Annotated in this window: 19 protein-coding genes; 14 read left to right on the plus strand and 5 right to left on the minus strand. The window is 52.0% G+C overall.

The features are described 5' to 3' along the window. Positions 1 to 28 precede the first annotated feature (28 nt). Both DWB84_RS14665 and rrtA read left to right on the plus strand, forming a co-directional pair. Positions 29 to 1429 (plus strand): YdgA family protein, encoded by a 1401-nt coding sequence (locus tag DWB84_RS14665; RefSeq protein ID WP_187410570.1) that lies wholly within the window; start codon positions 29 to 31, stop codon positions 1427 to 1429. Next, entirely contained in the window at positions 1401 to 2027 is a 627-nt protein-coding gene (gene rrtA, locus DWB84_RS14670) for a rhombosortase (RefSeq protein ID WP_187410571.1), read from the plus strand. Before DWB84_RS14665 ends, rrtA begins: the two co-directional genes overlap by 29 nt. Before the next feature lie 139 nt (positions 2028 to 2166). Here rrtA and DWB84_RS14675 read toward each other — a convergent pair whose 3' ends face one another. Then, entirely contained in the window at positions 2167 to 2451 is a 285-nt protein-coding gene (locus DWB84_RS14675) for a pyrimidine/purine nucleoside phosphorylase (RefSeq protein ID WP_187410572.1), read from the minus strand. Positions 2452 to 2571: 120 nt separating this feature from the next. On the opposite strand from DWB84_RS14675, the gene DWB84_RS14680 reads away from it, so the two are divergent. After that, complete coding sequence (locus DWB84_RS14680; RefSeq protein WP_187410573.1) at positions 2572 to 3360, plus strand: methyltransferase domain-containing protein; 789 nt, start codon at positions 2572 to 2574, stop codon at positions 3358 to 3360. A gap of 6 nt (positions 3361 to 3366) precedes the next feature. Here the strand turns inward: DWB84_RS14680 and DWB84_RS14685 are convergent, their stop codons facing one another. Together DWB84_RS14685 and DWB84_RS14690 are read right to left on the minus strand one after the other, a co-directional pair. Next, positions 3367 to 4050 carry a molecular chaperone DnaJ gene (locus DWB84_RS14685; RefSeq protein ID WP_187410574.1) on the minus strand — a complete coding sequence of 228 codons (684 nt, stop codon included), beginning with the start codon at positions 4048 to 4050 and terminating at the stop codon, positions 3367 to 3369. An 11-nt stretch (positions 4051 to 4061) separates the two neighbouring features. Then, a complete protein-coding gene (locus tag DWB84_RS14690; RefSeq protein WP_187410575.1) occupies positions 4062 to 5543 on the minus strand; it encodes a Ppx/GppA phosphatase family protein in 1482 nt (493 codons plus the stop codon). Positions 5544 to 5721: 178 nt separating this feature from the next. Between DWB84_RS14690 and msrA the strand changes: the two genes are divergently transcribed. Further along, the gene (gene msrA / locus DWB84_RS14695; RefSeq protein WP_187410576.1) at positions 5722 to 6348 is read left to right on the plus strand and encodes a peptide-methionine (S)-S-oxide reductase MsrA; all 627 of its coding nucleotides are present in this window, start codon (positions 5722 to 5724) and stop codon (positions 6346 to 6348) included. Here the strand turns inward: msrA and DWB84_RS14700 are convergent. Both DWB84_RS14700 and DWB84_RS14705 read right to left on the minus strand, forming a co-directional pair. Further along, entirely contained in the window at positions 6345 to 6656 is a 312-nt protein-coding gene (locus DWB84_RS14700; protein WP_187410577.1) for an EscU/YscU/HrcU family type III secretion system export apparatus switch protein, read from the minus strand. The two genes, msrA and DWB84_RS14700, sit on opposite strands and share 4 nt — an antisense overlap. Then, on the minus strand, positions 6656 to 8284 hold the full coding sequence (locus DWB84_RS14705) for a flagellar hook-length control protein FliK (RefSeq protein ID WP_187410578.1): 1629 nt from the start codon (positions 8282 to 8284) through the stop codon (positions 6656 to 6658). The genes DWB84_RS14700 and DWB84_RS14705 overlap by 1 nt, the downstream gene beginning before the upstream one ends. 309 nt (positions 8285 to 8593) lie before the next feature. On the opposite strand from DWB84_RS14705, the gene ccmA reads away from it, so the two are divergent. The 10 genes from ccmA to DWB84_RS14755 all read left to right on the plus strand — a co-directional run bounded on the left by ccmA (position 8594) and on the right by DWB84_RS14755 (position 16510). Further along, positions 8594 to 9256: a cytochrome c biogenesis heme-transporting ATPase CcmA gene (gene ccmA, locus DWB84_RS14710; protein WP_187410579.1), complete on the plus strand. Its 663-nt coding sequence runs from the start codon at positions 8594 to 8596 to the stop codon at positions 9254 to 9256. Continuing rightward, positions 9253 to 9945, plus strand: coding sequence for a heme exporter protein CcmB (ccmB, locus tag DWB84_RS14715; RefSeq protein WP_187410580.1), 693 nt, complete (start codon positions 9253 to 9255; stop codon positions 9943 to 9945). The genes ccmA and ccmB overlap by 4 nt, the downstream gene beginning before the upstream one ends. Positions 9946 to 9985: 40 nt before the next feature. Continuing rightward, positions 9986 to 10726, plus strand: a complete 741-nt coding sequence (locus DWB84_RS14720; RefSeq protein WP_187410581.1) for a heme ABC transporter permease — start codon at positions 9986 to 9988, stop codon at positions 10724 to 10726. Between the two features lie 3 nt (positions 10727 to 10729). Further along, entirely contained in the window at positions 10730 to 10951 is a 222-nt protein-coding gene (gene ccmD / locus DWB84_RS14725) for a heme exporter protein CcmD (protein ID WP_187410582.1), read from the plus strand. Between the two features lie 27 nt (positions 10952 to 10978). Next, positions 10979 to 11443 (plus strand): cytochrome c maturation protein CcmE, encoded by a 465-nt coding sequence (locus tag DWB84_RS14730; RefSeq protein ID WP_187410583.1) that lies wholly within the window; start codon positions 10979 to 10981, stop codon positions 11441 to 11443. Further along, positions 11433 to 13409 (plus strand): heme lyase CcmF/NrfE family subunit, encoded by a 1977-nt coding sequence (locus DWB84_RS14735; protein ID WP_187410584.1) that lies wholly within the window; start codon positions 11433 to 11435, stop codon positions 13407 to 13409. Before DWB84_RS14730 ends, DWB84_RS14735 begins: the two co-directional genes overlap by 11 nt. A gap of 28 nt (positions 13410 to 13437) precedes the next feature. Next, a complete protein-coding gene (locus DWB84_RS14740; protein ID WP_187410585.1) occupies positions 13438 to 13959 on the plus strand; it encodes a DsbE family thiol:disulfide interchange protein in 522 nt (173 codons plus the stop codon). 8 nt (positions 13960 to 13967) lie between these two features. Continuing rightward, positions 13968 to 14444 carry a hypothetical protein gene (locus tag DWB84_RS14745; RefSeq protein WP_187410586.1) on the plus strand — a complete coding sequence of 159 codons (477 nt, stop codon included), beginning with the start codon at positions 13968 to 13970 and terminating at the stop codon, positions 14442 to 14444. Between the two features lie 120 nt (positions 14445 to 14564). Beyond that, complete coding sequence (locus DWB84_RS14750) at positions 14565 to 15566, plus strand: agmatine deiminase family protein (protein ID WP_187410587.1); 1002 nt, start codon at positions 14565 to 14567, stop codon at positions 15564 to 15566. Positions 15567 to 15589: 23 nt separating this feature from the next. Further along, positions 15590 to 16510: a carbon-nitrogen hydrolase gene (locus tag DWB84_RS14755; protein ID WP_222868205.1), complete on the plus strand. Its 921-nt coding sequence runs from the start codon at positions 15590 to 15592 to the stop codon at positions 16508 to 16510.

The following is a 16510-nucleotide window of genomic DNA, read 5'->3' on the forward strand; positions in this document are numbered from 1 at the left end:
GTATCAGCCAGGCTTTAGAGAGATTCTTATGAAAAAAACCTTATTGCTCATTGTCGTGATCCTGGCTATAGCCTTGGTCGCATTGCCTTTTTTTGGGGCTTATAAGACCGAGGAGGCATTTAACGGCTGGATCGCCGAAGTTAATCAAGCGGGAACCTATGAATTGGAATGGGAGCGTTATGAGAAGGGCTGGTTGAGCACGAATGCGGTGTTGAAAGTCGGATTCAAACAGCCGGAATTAACGGCGCTGTTCGCCGCTTCCGGGGAAGAATTCGCTATCCCGTTAAATGTTGTGCTCCATCATGGACCAGTTTTGTGGCGCGATGGCGCAGGGTTGGGATGGTTTTCAGGGCAAATTTTTCTCGATAAAGAGCAAGAAATTTGGATTCAAAATAATTTGCAGGTAGATGGCGAAGAGCCATTTTATCTTATGCGAATTTTCATGAATCTGGCTGGCAACTCTTCTTTTAATGATCGCAGTCTGCCGTTTTCGATTTCTGCTGCTGATGATACGACTATTCAGGTAACGGCTTATGCTGGTGAAGGAAAAATCAGCCGCAATGGTCATCTCCAATACACGGGGAATTTGCCTCAGCTATCTGTAGTCGATGAATCTGGAAAGATTGCTGTCGACGATATGCGGATAAAAATCGACTCCGACTTCGGTAAAAAAGTGGGAAGATATGTGCTGCCAAGTTCAGGAGAATTCTCGGTTAGCTCTATTTCTTACAACAACGAAGAAGGCACTGGTTTTTCTTTGCAGAAATTGGCTGCATTTAGTGATATGCAAATCAATGAAGAACAAACCATGGCCAATATGGTGATCAAAATTGGTTTTGGACATGTCAATTTCCTTGGTGAATCAGTTTCGGACGCAGCGTTGCAATTTCGCTTTTCCAATGTGGGCGTAGAATTTTTGGAGCATTATTTAGCGCTTATTCAACAGGGTTACGATTCTGGCGAAAATTCTGCGCAGCTCGCCATGCAATCTGCCAGCCTGGCAACAACTCATTTAATCCCCTTCGGTCCCGAATTAAAAATTGATGCTCTGAAATTTACCACCGCCGAAGGTAAGTTAAATTTTGCGGGCAGAGTGGCGGTGGCTCCCGAAGCCTCGCAAGCACTGAGTCCTTTTGAAATTCTTGCTTATTTGTCTGTGGATTCGTCATTGCTGGTAGATAAGCCCCTGGCATTCCGTCTGATGCGGCAGTCTACGTTGCGCGACTTAAATGCCGCTCAATTTGAAGGTGGTGAACAATTGACTGACGATGAAAAACAGGCGCAGGCAGACAATCAGGCGCAAATGACCCTCGATATGCTGACTGTACAAGGGATGCTGATCGATAAGGGCGAGCAGTACTCCAGTGAATTTCATTTTAAAGATGGTAAGGCAGAGCTGAATGGCCAACCTGTTCCACTTCCGTTTTGATTTGGAGAAGCTTCGGCGGCGCTGGCTGTTACTGGCCACCTCCGTCGTTGCCATAGCTGTATTCGCATTAGTCGAATTGACCGGCAGCACAGCGGTGGATTGGTTTGAATTCCGCCGTCAGGATATTGCATCCGGAGACCTCTGGCGTCTCTATACCAGTCAGTTTGTACATTTCGGCCTTTATCACACGGTTATGAATGCCGCCGGATTGCTTTTTATGGTGGTGGCTTTGTATTGGTTTCTGCCCTCGATCTGGCTGGTCATCGGTGTGACTCTTATACCGCTGATGGTCGGGCTAGGCATGTATATCCTGGCTCCCGATGTGGAATTTTATCGCGGCTTTTCCGGCGTTAATTACGGTATGTTGGCGATGGGGCTTTTGCTGGCAGTGCCACAACAGCGTTGGCTGTATGGGTTCGCTTATTTGGTTGTTTTGGGAAAAATTCTGTATGAGCAGCAGCCGGGTTATGACGTGGATTATTTAAGGGAGGAAATTGGCGTGGCTGTTGCCATTGAAGCGCATTTGGCCGGTTTTTGCGCTGGGAGTTTGCTGGGGTTTGTTGGGCTGATTAGGCAAAGTTTTACAAAAGCGTCTTGACTTTGAAGTGCCTCAAAAATCAGCCGAGTGTAGGCAGATTGGTTGCCGCCAGCGCGGAAGAACCGCAGTGTACAAGTAGTACATGAGGATTCCGAGCACTGCCGGCAGCCGAGAGGCCAAGTGCAGGCATTTTGAGAATTTATTGCCAAAACTTACACAGGTAGGCGGTATCGCGCACTGCCTTTACCTTGAATTTTGAATTGCCTTCAACTTCGAATGTTTGTCCGTCGGTAAAAGACTGCCAAGTCTCTTCGCCAGCAAATTGCACGGACAGTTCGCCGCTGATCACAACCATGGTTTCTTTGGCTCCGGTGGAAAACTCGTACTCACCTTGCAACATAACCCCTACAGTGGCAGGCTGCACGCCGGTATTGAAACCGATGGATTTAACGTTTCCAGAAAAGTATTCATTGACTTTCAGCATAAAAGCGCCCTCAGATTGGAGGCGCGCATTATAGCGATTGCGGGTGTAAAACCATACTGGTTTTGTCGGCTGTGGTAATCCTGTAGCAATGAGTGATAAGACGTATCAATAGGTAGTGAGATGGCTAAACATCCGCAAGAAGATCGCAATTTTGACGATCTTGCGAAGCGCTTTCAAAGCAAAATTTATGATTCCATGAAAGGCCGTTTGCGCTTGGCAGTGCTGCGTCGCGACATGGAGCTGCATCTGCCGCAGCAGCCATTGAATATTCTGGATGTCGGTGCAGGGCAGGGGCAGTGGGCGCTGGAAATGCTGCGCAAGGGCAACAGGGTGCAGCTGACAGATATCTCCGCCGAAATGTTGGCGCTCGCCAAGAATAATATTGGCCAGTCAGATTTACCTGAAGACCAAAAAGTCGCGGTTCGTTACTTGCAAACGCCTTTGCAGGAATTGAGTTCATCTCTGAGTGAAAAATTTGATCTGGTAGCCTGCCATGCTGTGTTGGAATGGTTGGATGAACCGGAGAAAATTTTTACCTGGATTTCTCCCTTGCTAAAGGAAAATGGCTGGTGCTCGCTGATTTTTTATAATTTAAACGGTTTGATTTTTAAAAATCTTTTGCGGGCGAATTATAAAAAGGTCATCAAACGCGATTTTCGCGGCTCAGTTGGCGGGCTTACACCGCTTAATCCTCTGGTTCCCCAGGATGTGATCGAATGGGCGAAAAATGCGGGTTATGAGGTGGTTTGTCAAAGCGGTATTCGCGTTTTTCACGATTATGTACTGGACAAAAACAACTATCAAAAAGACCCGGATACGGTAGAAAAATTGGAGCTTTTATATTCTCAGCAAGAACCCTATCGCGATCTTGGGCGTTACATGCACTTGTTGTTGCGGCGAATAGCCTAACGATCATTATTTATCATTGAGCAAAATGTCGCGCGCTTGATTGACGCGCGCGGCGAGAAAATCGCTGCCGCCCCTGTCAGGATGCAATTTATTGATCAGCCTTCTATGCGCTGCAATGATTTCTTCACGTGTTGGATTGCCGGATAAACCCAAAATTTGTAAGGCTTCATCGCGGCTGGGATTGGCAAAAGACGGAGCCTGTTGTTGTGTGCCGGAAAATTTATGGCCTTTGCGCGCGAAACGGATAAGGTAATAGGATTTTATATCGCGGTCGCGATAATAATTTTCCAATTCCGTCAGCTCATCATCGGTTAGATCTTCAATGTTTTTTCCCGCGCATGGGCCTTGAATAATTGAACCGCGCACTTGGCCGCTTTGTACGGTGATTTGGACGTTTAGATGTTCGGTTTTAAACGATGCTACTCCGCCAGAGCGGGAAAGCCAGAGAGGCAGAAGCCGCATCGCGGTCTGGATGCCGAATTTCAACAGCGGCAGAATTCCCGCGATAACCGCACCCATCCAATGCATTCTGCCGGTGATAACGCCAATCAACAAAACACCCGCCAGCCCAAATATCAAAACCTTGAGCAACATAGAACGTTGGCGCTCAGGCGAGAGCTTCTTGTATTTTTTAATTCCACTGAACAATAAAAACAGTAGAGCGACGAGAAATAGCAGTTTCACAATCATAATGAGCTGCTTTAGGACTCTAGAATTTTTAGATCGATGCCCATTTCGCGGAAATATTCCGCTTCTTTTTCCAGACCTGCGGTGGTGAGGGGATTTTCTTCCAGCCAGCCTTTATGGAAGATCAGGGAATAGTGATGATTTGTTTGTTTCAATATCGGAAGTTCGGCCTGATCTTCGCGCCGCCGGTGGAGAACCACTGCCAGACGCAAGCAAACCAGCATGGGTAACAATGCCTGACGGACTTTCTTTTCCAATCCATCAAAACGATCGTCGTGAATTTTTTTGCGATGCGCCCGCACCAGACAAGCCAAAATATGTTGTTCGTAACGGCCAAATCCGGCGAGGTCGCTATGACGAAGAATGTAATAGCCGTGGTTGTGATAACCCGAATGTGAAATACCGAGCCCGACTTCGTGCAGTTGCGCCGCCCACGTGAGAATTTTGCTGCGCGATACGCCGGGGATGATCGGTGCGTTGACTTGTCCCCAGAAGGTAATAGCTGTGCGGGCTACGCGTTCGGCTTGGGCGATATCGACGTTGTACTGGCTTTGCAATTTGGCAACGGCGGCGTAACGCGCATCGATATTGTTAAAGCGGCCAACCGTGTCGTAAATCAATCCTTCTTTTAAAGAAGCGTCGGCGACGTGGACTTTCTCTATTTTTAATTGGTCGAATATGGCTCGCAGAATTGCTATGCCCGCAGGCAATACGTCTCTGCGCAGCTTGGGCATGGAATCCAGAACCTTATCGCTGTCGTCGATCACGGCAGCGCTGAGTTCTCGCAGGGAAGAAGCGCGGATCATGGTACCGCCGTCCACCGGTGCGAGAAGGTCGGCGATTGCGCGCATGGTGCCGGAGGTTCCATACACCAGGTCCCAGCCTTTTTTCAGGTAAACGGGGCGGACGGATTCCAGTTCGGCACAGGCGGCGAGATAGGCAGCGCGCATGCCACGGGCGCTGACGTGGTGTTTGAGATCGTATTTTTCGGCATAGACAACACAGCCGAAACTGGCGCTTTCCAGAAGCTCGGGCTCTAAATCCCGGCCGATGATCAGTTCAGTACTGGCGCCGCCAATGTCGATGACGAGGCGGCGGTTTTCATCGCTGGCGACGCAGTGGGCGAGGCCTTTATAGACGAGACGCGCTTCTTCGAAGCCGGAGATGATCTCGATTGGGTGGCCTAATGCCTGTTCGGCTTCCTGCAGAAAATCTTCGGCATTTTTGGCGGAGCGCAAACTTTTGGTGCCGACGGCGCGAACCTGTGATGTGGGGATGTCGCGCAGTCGTTCGGAGAATCGTTTGAGACACTGTATGGCCCGTTCCCGGGCGTCTTCGGCGAGGGTTCCGGATTGCATGCCGCGCGCGATCTGCACCATATCCTTTTCCCGATCCACCGTTTCCACTGTATCTTGGTTTACGCGACAGATAATCATGTGAAAACTGTTGGATCCCAGATCCACGGCGGCGAAGTAGGGGGATTCAAAACTTTGCATGAAAAGCAATCGCGGCTGAAATGGGTATAGAGAATAACAACAAATAGCTGCGCTCGTAACCGCAGGCGCGGTAAAAAGTCTAATAATTGATCTTTCGATCAGGTACTTATAACGGCCTTTCAGAGGCGGTTAACAACGAGGAGGCGATATGTGGGGTTTCGATACAAGAAAGATGGTAATGCCACGGCCTGAGGACGCTTTGCCTGGGCGCTCTGAGGCGATGCGGGTTCCCGAGCGACATGCCGTGCTCGGCACATCCCTAAAGGATTACCCACCAGGTACCGCCAAAGCCTTGTTTGGTATGGGGTGCTTTTGGGGGGCTGAGCGGCTGTTTTGGCAACAGGAAGGCGTGTACTCCACGGCGGTTGGTTATAGCGCTGGTTTTACGCCCAATCCAACCTATGAAGAAGTCTGCTCCGGTCAAACCGGCCACAACGAGGTGGTGCTGGTGGTCTATTGGACCGACAAACTGGCGTATACCGATTTGCTGAAGCTGTTCTGGGAAAATCACAATCCCACCCAGGGCATGCGCCAGGCAAACGATAGAGGCACACAGTACAGGTCCGGCATCTACTATTTCGACGCTGAGCAGCAAAGCGCCGCAGAAGCGTCGCGGGCGATCTATCAACAGCTGTTGGCAGAGCGGGACGCAGGCACTGTGACCACCGAGATTCTGGCGGCGCAGCCCTTTTATTTCGCCGAGCCTTACCACCAGCAATATCTGGCCAAGAATCCGAATGGCTATTGCAACCTGCAAACCCTGGCCAAATCCGGCCTGCCGGCTTTTGCAGTGGAGAAAGTCTAAATCTGCGGCCCCGAATTGAGAGGCGGTATAGGGGGGACGGAATCCGGCATGCGCAGGCGATAGGCGAAGGCAATTACATGGGCGACGGCGATATATAACTCTTCTGGGATATGGTCGCCGATTTCGATCTGGGTCAGCAGTTCCACTAACGCCGGGTTATCGCATAGCGGCACTCCGTGCTCGCGAGCGAGTGCAATAATCTGCTCCGCCTCGGCTCCTTCTCCCTTGGCTGTGACCTGCGGAGCGCCGCGCCCGTCGTAAAACAGGGCGACCGCTTTTTCAAGTTTGGGGCGCAGCGACTGGCTCATCAGGTTTTGATATCGATCAGTGAATAATCAAGGCGAATTTTTTGTTCCGGTGGCGGATTTTGCGAGCAGCGCAAGTCTTTGACGATCATTCCCTGCTTCTCCAGGTCTTCTTTCAGTTCCATCAGATGTTCGCTCGCCAGTTCACGCAGCGATTTTTGTTCAGTCCAAAGGGTTGCTTCGACATTTTTCTCATACACGCTGATTTCCGCAGCCAACTCGCCCATGTGATCCAGCTCCAGCTGCATAAACACTTTCCAGCGACCGGTTTTGGTCCTTTCTTTTTTGTTCCGCTTTTTGCCCGGTTCATCTTTTTCCGCAATACGGGGTTCGACGATATTCAGGTAGAGATTGCCGTAGGCGTATGGCAGCTTTAATGGAATATCCAGATGCCATTGCGCGGGTGCCGTTGGGTCGTTGAGTTGATTGCTCAGAGTTCTGATCTGCTGCAGCTGCACCTGGGCCAGGCTTTTCCCCACCAGTTGTTGCACGGCTTGCGCCAGCCCTTGACGTTTGTCTGCCGCCTGCATTTGGCGCTTGTGATGGGGCGTCAGAATCTCAAGCAGGCCGGAAAACAACTGCTCCAGAACCCCCGCTGCGGGAAGTGCTTTTGCTGAAATTGGCGGCGTGCTAACCAAAGAGGGAGCCAGTTGAGTTAATTGAGCCAGCGTCCCTTTCGTATCTGTATCCGCTAGCGATGATGGACGACTCGGGCGCGGTTGCTCTGCCAGTTCGACCAAACGTCGCTCATAAAAGATGCCACTTTCAATCACGGCTTTTTGCAGAAGGGATGGGCCTTTGGGCAAAGCAAGAACCGCCGGGTCGACCGCTAATTGCTTGACATTGTCCAGCAATTTGCCGAGCTGCCTCAGTGGTGATTGGGGCGGAAGCTGCGGTGCAGCTTGCAAGCGCTGTTGCACTTGATCACTCAGTTGCAGCAACGTTTTCAATGGTTGTGCGGCAGGCAGGGCTTGCGCAAGCGTAGTTGTTATCGCCGTTTGCTGAGTTGGCGTTAATGGCGCAGATGTTGAGGCTTTGGCTGGTGCCGAGGCCAAAGGTAAGTGGGGCGAAGGCGCTGCCTTGACCTCATTGCGTATTGGTAGCTGGTTGATTGGTAACGGTTTGCCATCCGGGACTAAAGCTCTGCCATCCGCTACCGGGATTTTCCCGGAGATTTCATTCGTGATTGAAGGCAGGGTTGCGTTGGTCGTGGTGGAATTGCCAGTGGCCGACACTGGTGGCGCGAGAGCGGAATTCTGTATTTGCGGTGGCAGAACCAATAAACCGCGCGGAGTGACCAGCACCTGCACCTGAGCTGAACGGGAAATCGCCAGATTGGTCAGGGTGGTAACAGTCTGGTTCTTGATCGACAGCTCCACCAGCTTGACCTCCGGATCCTGCAAGACGGATTGCAGAGTCTTTTGCGCTGGGGTGTTTTTCGTCGGGTTCTGCTGCAGGTCCTGCAACAATTGTTGTCGTTCCTTATCGGCGATCACCACAATCTGGGTGACTTCTGCATTCACTCGCTGACCGATTTGCAACTTAAGGTCCGTCAGTATCTGCTGTAGCTCAGGCGCTATCACCTTGGCTGCTGATGGGTCACTGGCGGTTGGTTTGGGGTCGATGAGCATGGGGAAGCAGGCTGCTGGGATGTGTATTTAACCATAGCACCCGGAAGCGTTCGCCAGCTGAGATCTATGGTTTTTCTAATGGAAAACATTGCATTTCTTATCTGTAGGGCTAGGGAAATTTTTTGAGAGAACTTTCAATTCTCTGATATAAGCACTTGAAACCATTGGGATTTGCGACGATTATGCCGCACTTGTTATGCGCCAGGATGGAAAGAACAACCTGTTGCGCTGAGCTAAACTGACCTGGCGGTGGCATAATCCGCTGCGTTGCCCAAGGGCCCTTAATCCATCAATTGACCGGAAGCTTGCGTGCCGAGTTTAGAATTCCACCAATTCACGTGCCTGCGGGACGGTCATCCTCTATTCCATCCTTTGACGTTTTCACTCAGCGGCGGCGAGATCGTGCAAATCTCCGGGCCGAACGGCGCCGGCAAAACCACCTTTTTGCGCGCTATGTGCGGATTGTTTGACGAATGGAGCGGGGAGATGCGCTGGCGAGGAGAATCCCTGCGCACGCCCAACTTTTCCATGCGCAGTGAGCTGCTTTATCTCGGTCACCAGCCCGGAGTGAAAAAGTCGCTGACGGCGGCAGAAAATTTGCGCTGGTTTTTTGGTGTGCAGGGTTTGTCGTTCCCGGGAGATATTCACTCCGCGCTCGCTCAGGTCGGTCTGGCAGGGTATGAAGATACCTTTTGTTATCAGATGTCCGCCGGTCAGATGCGGCGGGTGGCATTGGCCCGTTTGTACGTTACCCAGGAACCAGTTTGGATTCTTGACGAGCCGTTCACAGCAATTGACCGTTTTGGCGTGAAGCATCTCGAAACTTTGCTGCAACGGCACGTCTCTAATGGGGGCTTAGTGATACTAACCACGCACCAGCCTCTGGCAATCGATGGGGTGCGTTTGATCGAATTGCAGCCTTTTGCCGGCGCCAGCTTGGCGAGCGATGAATTGGTAGAGGGCGAGCAATGACGGTTGAGACCTTTAGCCTGCGCCGGGCATTTGTTGCCGGGTTGCGTCGGGAACTGGTGTTGTCGTACCGACACAAGGGCGATTTGGCAAACCCGCTGATCTTTTTCCTTATGGTCGTTGTCTTCACACCGCTTGGTATTAGTGAAGATCCGCGTATGCTGACTAAGATCGCACCCGGGATGTTGTGGGTGATCGCTCTGCTGGCCACCTTGTTATCCCTCGATGGATTGTTTCGCAGTGACTATGACGATGGGTCGCTGGAGCAGATGGTGCTCAGCCCCCAGCCTTTGGGACTGTTGGTATTGACCAAGGTTTTTGCCCATTGGTTGTTGACCGGGGTGCCTTTAACATTGCTGGCCCCGGTGCTGGGTGTGATGTTGCAGATGCCCGGTGATGGCTACGGTGTGCTGGTGTTGTCGCTGCTGGTGGGCACCGGCAGCTTGAGTCTGATTGGTGCTATAGGTGCGGCTCTGACCGTGGGGTTGCGCAAAGGTGGGTTGCTGCTGTCTTTGATCATCATGCCGTTTTACGTGCCGGTTTTGATCTTCGGCAGCGGCGCGGTCAAGAATGCCATCGAAGGTTTTCCGGTAGGGGCGGAGCTGGCGATACTGTGCGCCATGCTGGTTGGCTGGTGTATGTTTGCGCCTCTCGCTATCGCCGGTGCCTTGAAAATTAGTGTGCGCGCGTGATGGCGTGCTGAACAGATTCCAATAAGAGAAGGTTAATAACGTGGCTTGGCAATGGTTTCACCGCTTGGGGTCCCCGAAATGGTTTTACGAAAAGACAGGGCCGTGGTTGCCCTGGCTTGGTTTTATTTCCATCGCCTTGATTCTGATCGGTTCCACTTGGGGGCTGGCCTTTGGTCCGTCGGAAGCCAAGCAGGGCAATAGCGCGCGCATCATTTATATCCATGTACCCACGGCTGTATTGTCGATGGCGGGCTATTACGTGATGGCCATTGCTGGAGCCATAGGTTTGATCTGGCGGATGAAGCTTTCCTTTATGGTGATGAAGGCCGCTGCTCCCATAGGCGCGATCCTGACGTTTTTAGCGCTGTTTACCGGCGCGGTCTGGGGCAAACCAACTTGGGGCACCTGGTGGGTGTGGGATGGGCGCATTACGTCGATGGTGGTGCTGTTCCTCTTGTACCTCGGCATAGTGGCGTTGCAGGAGGCGTATCAGAATCAGGATACAGCGGACAAAATCTGCGCTGTGTTGGCCTTGGTTGGTATGGTGAATATCCCGATCATCTATAAGTCGGTGGACTGGTGGTACACCTTGCACCAACCCGCCTCTTTGAAACTCACCGGTAAATCCAGCATCGACCCCAGCATGGCCTATCCGCTGCTGTTGATGATCCTGGCGTTTTACATTTTCTATACCTGGGTATTGCTGATGCGTACGCGTGTGGAGATTTTGAAGCGCGAGCAGAAAACAACCTGGGTAAAAGACTTGGTGGCGCGAGGCTAGACCATGAAATTTCAATTCGCGGATTTTTCGTCGTTTCTTTGGATGAATGGCCATGGGCCCTTCGTCTGGGGTTGTTATCTGGTGGTATTTATTGGATTGGCATTCCTGGCGTTGGAACCTCGTTTTCAGCGTCAAAGATTTATTAAACAACAGAAGAATTTAGCCCGCCGTAACGTGTCACAAGCAGTTAGCGAGCAAGCGTCGGGCTCCAGCGAGGGAGCTTAAGGTTTCAATGAGAGGTAAGTGCTAAAAATGCATCCAGTCAGAAAACAGCGGCTCCTGTTGGTGCTTGCGTTAGTTGTCGCCAGTTCGACGATCATTGGTTTGAGCGTGTACGCGATGCGTCACTACGCCGACTTTTTCTATCCTGTGTCGAAAATCGTCTCCGGTGAAGCCCCGCTGCATAAATCCATTCGCGCTGGCGGGTGTGTTGTGCCGGGCACCATAGTTTCCGCCAGCGATCGTCTGCACACTGAATTTGTCATTACCGATGGTATTGAGCGAGTCAAAGTTGTTTACGACGGCTTGCTGCCGGATATCTTTGGCGAAGGTGAGGCGGCTGTCATCACCGGCAAGCTCAATGACGAGCGAGTTCTGGTCGCCACCCAGGTATTGGCCAAACACGACGAAAATTACGTCCCACCCGAGGTGGCATCTTCCATGTCACCGGTTGAGCGCCACAACGAAGCATGTAAGGGTATGAATTATGGTTCCTGAGTATGGCCATCTGGCGCTCATCATTGCGTTTGTTCTTTCCATAGTGCTCTTCATAGTTCCGTTGCTTGGTACTTTTACGGGGCGAGTTCTTTGGATGAACTCTGCCCGACCTCTTGCGGTAGGTCTGTTTGTTTTTACGGCGATTTCGTTTCTTGTCCTGGTCTATGCGTTTCTACAGGACGATTTCACCGTCAAATACGTCGCCAGCCATTCCAATACCCTTTTGCCAACCTACTATAAAGTGACCGCGGTTTGGGGTGGACACGAAGGCTCGGTACTTTTGTGGGCCTTGGTTTTGACCGGCTGGACTGTCTCTGTCGCCTTGTTTTCGCGCGAATTGCCGCTTCAGGTTGTAGCGCGGGTGTTGTCGGTCATGGGCTTTGTCGCCGTCGGTTTTATTGCTTTCATTCTGTTCACCTCCAACCCTTTCGATCGCCTGCTGCCCAATCCGGTAAAAGAGGGTAATGACCTCAACCCGCTGTTGCAGGACATCGGCATGATCATCCACCCGCCGACCCTGTATATGGGATATGTGGGCTTTTCCGTATGTTTTGCCTTTGCGATTGCGGCTCTTATCGGCGGTCGGTTGGATAGCGCTTGGGCGCGTTGGTCGCGTCCTTGGACCAATATGGCGTGGGTTTTCCAGACACTTGGCATCATGCTCGGCAGCTGGTGGGCGTACTACGAACTGGGCTGGGGCGGCTGGTGGTTCTGGGATCCGGTGGAAAATGCGTCCTTTATGCCCTGGTTGGTCGGTACCGCATTGGTTCACTCCCTGGCCGTCACCGAGAAGCGCGGAGTTTTTAAAAGCTGGACGATTCTTTTAGCGATTCTGGCGTTTTCGTTGAGTTTGCTCGGTACCTTTATCGTCCGTTCCGGTGTTCTCACATCGGTGCACGCATTTGCCACAGACCCGACCCGCGGTCTTTTTATTCTGGCGTTCCTGGGTGTTGCCGTCGGCGGATCTTTGCTGCTCTACGCGCTGCGTATTCCGGAAATTCGCAGTGTGCAGGGATTCGGTCTCTTTTCCCGCGAAAGTTTTTTGCTGGTCAACAATGTGCTGTTTGCGGTTGCCGCTGCAGGCGTTCTGTTTGGCACTCTTTATCCTCTGCTGGTAGACGCTCTTTGGGGAGTGAAACTGTCTGTAGGACCGCCGTTCTTCAATTTGATCTTTGTTCCGCTGATGTCGCTGGTGGCGATATTTCTGGGTATTGGAGTCGCGCTTAATTGGAAAAAGACTCGTATGGAAACTTTGACCGTTTGGCTGGGTGTTCCTGTGCTCGCAGCCGTCATTTTGGGATTGTTATTCCCGTTGCTCGCCAACGAGTACCACTGGGGTACGGTGGCTGCGGTTTTCCTGGGCAGTTGGGTGATTTTGGCCTCCTTGAGCGATCTGCTCCGCAAACTGCGCAATAGTCGTCCCATGTGGGCAGGCTTGCCCAAACTGAGCGTGAGCTATTGGGGAATGCAGCTTGCTCACGTAGGTTTTGCGATGGCTCTGATAGGGGCCGCAGTCAATACCATAGAGGCAGATCACAAAGACGTGCGCATGGTATTCGGTGAGCGTCAGACTATCGGAGGCTATGAATTCGAATTGGTCGATGTGTTCCCCAAACGCGGTCCGAACTACGAAGCCCAGGTTGGCGAGGTCAATGTCTATCGCGACGGTAAACTCGTGACCACATTGATGCCCGAGAAACGCCACTACCTGTCTGACCGCGGCAACGTGATGACGGAAGCTGGTATTGAAGCGGGCTTCTTGCGCGATTTGTTCGTTGCCTTGGGCGATCGACTCGACAACCGCGCCTGGTCGATGCGCATTCACCACTTCCCACTGGTGCGTTGGATCTGGCTCGGCGCGATCCTGATGGCTTTGGGTGGTGGTTTGACAGTGTTCGATAAGCGCTATCGTGCGAAGCGCACAGCAGAGCGCGGTGTGGAAAAAGCTGCAGTTGTCGCTACCTGATGGATTTTTCGAGGAATAAAAAGGCGCAATGAAACGTTTTAAATTATTTATTCCATTCGCCGTTTTTGCGGTGATGGCCGGTTTGCTTTATATCGGTCTGAGTCTCGATCCCAATGAATTGCCGTCGGTGTTGATCGATAAACCTGTGCCGGAATTTGCATTGCCGGATCTGGATAATCCGGAAAAGGTGATCACCCCGGCTACCATGAAAGGCAAACCTTATCTGTTGAACGTTTGGGCCACCTGGTGCCCGTCTTGTAAATATGAGCACCCTTATTTGCTCAAATTAGCAGAGATGGGAATTCCGATTTACGGCGTCAATTACAAGGATGAATCGGAAAAGGCCCGCAAACTGCTGCGCGATACAGGCAATCCGTATCAGGCGAATATCGTCGACGAGGAGGGCACGCTGATTATGGCCTTAGGCGTCTATGGTGCTCCTGAGACATTTATTGTCGATGCCGAAGGCATTATTCGTTACAAGCTGGTTGGCGTGGTTACCGAAGAAATTTGGACGTCCACCATGGCGCCTATCTTTTTTGGCGAGTAATCCCCGCTGTGAAACGCTGGATTTTTGGTTGGCTATTGATACTGCTGTCAGCACCTGTATACGCACAGGTGCTGACAGGTCCGGGCACGCAGTTGGATGTGCTGCAGAAAATCCAAGGTCGCTGGCGATCTGACTGTCATCCGGTGGAGGCGGGACCTCGATACGGCTATCAGCGCATCAATCTAACTGTCAATTTCACCCACTTTAAATTTTCCGTGGATGAATTTCCCTCTGCGGAATGCGCGACTCCGCGCTCGACTACCGAAAGCCGCTTTCGTTTTGCGCTGCGCGAACCAATCGTTGCTCGCGATGGCACTCCGGCATTTGCCATTGATTTTGCTGCAGATGGCGCAGTGAAAATGAATTTATATCCGCTCAATATCATCCACTACAAAGCGGGAACCTTGCGCTTGGGTGAGCCTCCAGTGGTGGAGATTGAAGACCGCTTGCAGGAACTCGATCGCGAATTGATTTTCAAGCGCTAAAACCATTTCTTAATGTTCTATGCCTGCGATGCCTTTGCCCGTGGGCATCCATCTGTTTCACCAGTATACTGCCGGCTTTTTTAAACCTTGGCCGGTGCCAAGCTTTTCCAGGTGCAAGTCATGTCTAATTCAGGTCGGTTTCTGCCCGAGTGGGCTCCCGTCAAGTCCGTTGTTTTGGTTTGGCCCTATCCGCACGGTGACTGGCAAGTCAACTATTCCGCCATTGTCGACTGTTATTGGGGAATTCTCTCCGCGCTGAGCGCCGAAATTGAAGTGTGGTTATTGCTCCATCCGTCGCTTGATCGAGCTGCATTTGAAGAAGAAGTGCGCCAGAAAATTGCGCAACCAGAGCGCGTTCGCATCCGCGAGACGCTTTACGATGACACCTGGGTGCGCGATTACGGCCCTCTGTCCATCGCCAAAGGCTACATTTCCTATACCTTCAATGGTTGGGGCGGCAAATATTCCGCGCACAATGACAATGCGGTACCTGTAGCGCTTGCCGATTGGCTCGGTTCTCCCGTGCAAAAATTCGATTTTGTGTGCGAAGGTGGCGGGTTGGAAACCAATGGCGAAACTCTGCTGTTGAACGCCAACTGCATCATCGACGAGCACCGCAATCCCGGTTGGGATAAAAACGCCATCGAGCAGTTTTTCCGCGAAACGCTCGGCGTTAACAAGTTTGCCTGGGTGGAAGATATCTGTCTGACCGGAGATGATACCGATGGTCACATAGATACCATAGTGCGCTTCGCCTCTGCCGACACTGTGGTCTACGCTGGACCGAATCCGTCGCACATAGATGCTGCCATCCTGGAGAATTTGCACACGCAAGTACAGCAATTGGCGGCGCAACACGGCTGGCGCACTTTTGCCTTGCCCAGCCCCGGTTATCAAAGCTTGATCGACGGTCGCGACCTTCCTTGCACCTATGCGAATTTTTTAATCGCCAATGATTGTGTATTCGCGCCAATTTATGGTCTTACGGAAGACTCGGCGGCGGTGAAGGTTCTCTCCGAAGCTTTTCCCCGCCACAAAATCGTTCCGGTACGCTGTGAGGCACTGCTGGAACAGCATGGCAGTCTGCACTGCGCCACCATGCAAATCGCCCGTTTAGCCTAACTTAACTTTGCCAGGTGTCACTTATGAGCCAATCCATTACCGCCGCAGTTATTCAGCAGGCCGTCGACAGTAATGACAAAGAGCAAAACCTTGATCGTACCGAGGCTTTGATTAAAGAAGCCGTGGAGCAAGGGGCGGAGTTGGTGGTGCTGCAGGAGCTTCACGCCACGCAATATTTCTGTCAGGTGGAAGACACCAACTATTTCGACCTGGCCGAGCCGCTCGACGGCTACACCTACCAGCGTTGCGCTGACATCGCAGAAGCCCACGACATAGTTCTGGTGCTGTCGCAATTCGAAAAACGTGCGACCGGCCTCTACCACAACACCGCGCAGGTGATCGATGGCGATAAGGGCCGGGTAGGGGTGTTCCGCAAGATGCACATCCCGGACGATCCGGGCTTTTACGAAAAATTCTATTTCACGCCCGGCGACGCCGAAGGTTTCCTGAAAGGCTTTCAGCCGGTGCAAACCCGCGTCGGTAAGTTAGGTGTGTTGGTGTGCTGGGATCAGTGGTATCCGGAAGCAGCTCGTTTGATGGCTCTGGCAGGTGCCGACATGCTGATTTACCCAACGGCAATCGGCTGGAATCCGGAAGACGACACCGAAGAGCAGAATCGCCAGCGCGATGCCTGGGTCACCATCCAGCGCGCTCACGCAATTGCCAACGGCGTTCCTGTGCTGGTTGCCAACCGCACGGGTTTCGAGTTGTCACCCAGCGGCTCAGGGGAGGGCATCGAATTCTGGGGAACCAGTTTTATTGCCGGGCCTCAGGGGGAGTTTCTGCTGATGGCGGATTCCGAAAGCGAAGGCGCCTTCTGTGCGGAGATCGATCTGGAAAGATCGGAAAATGTCCGCCGAATTTGGCCCTATCTGCGCGATCGCCGCATAGATGCCTACGATAATCTGACCAAGCGTTGGCTGGCGGATCGCCAATTACCCTAA

Origin of the sequence: Saccharophagus sp. K07 (assembly GCF_014336955.1) — a bacterium.
GTDB lineage: Bacteria > Pseudomonadota > Gammaproteobacteria > Pseudomonadales > Cellvibrionaceae > UBA5868.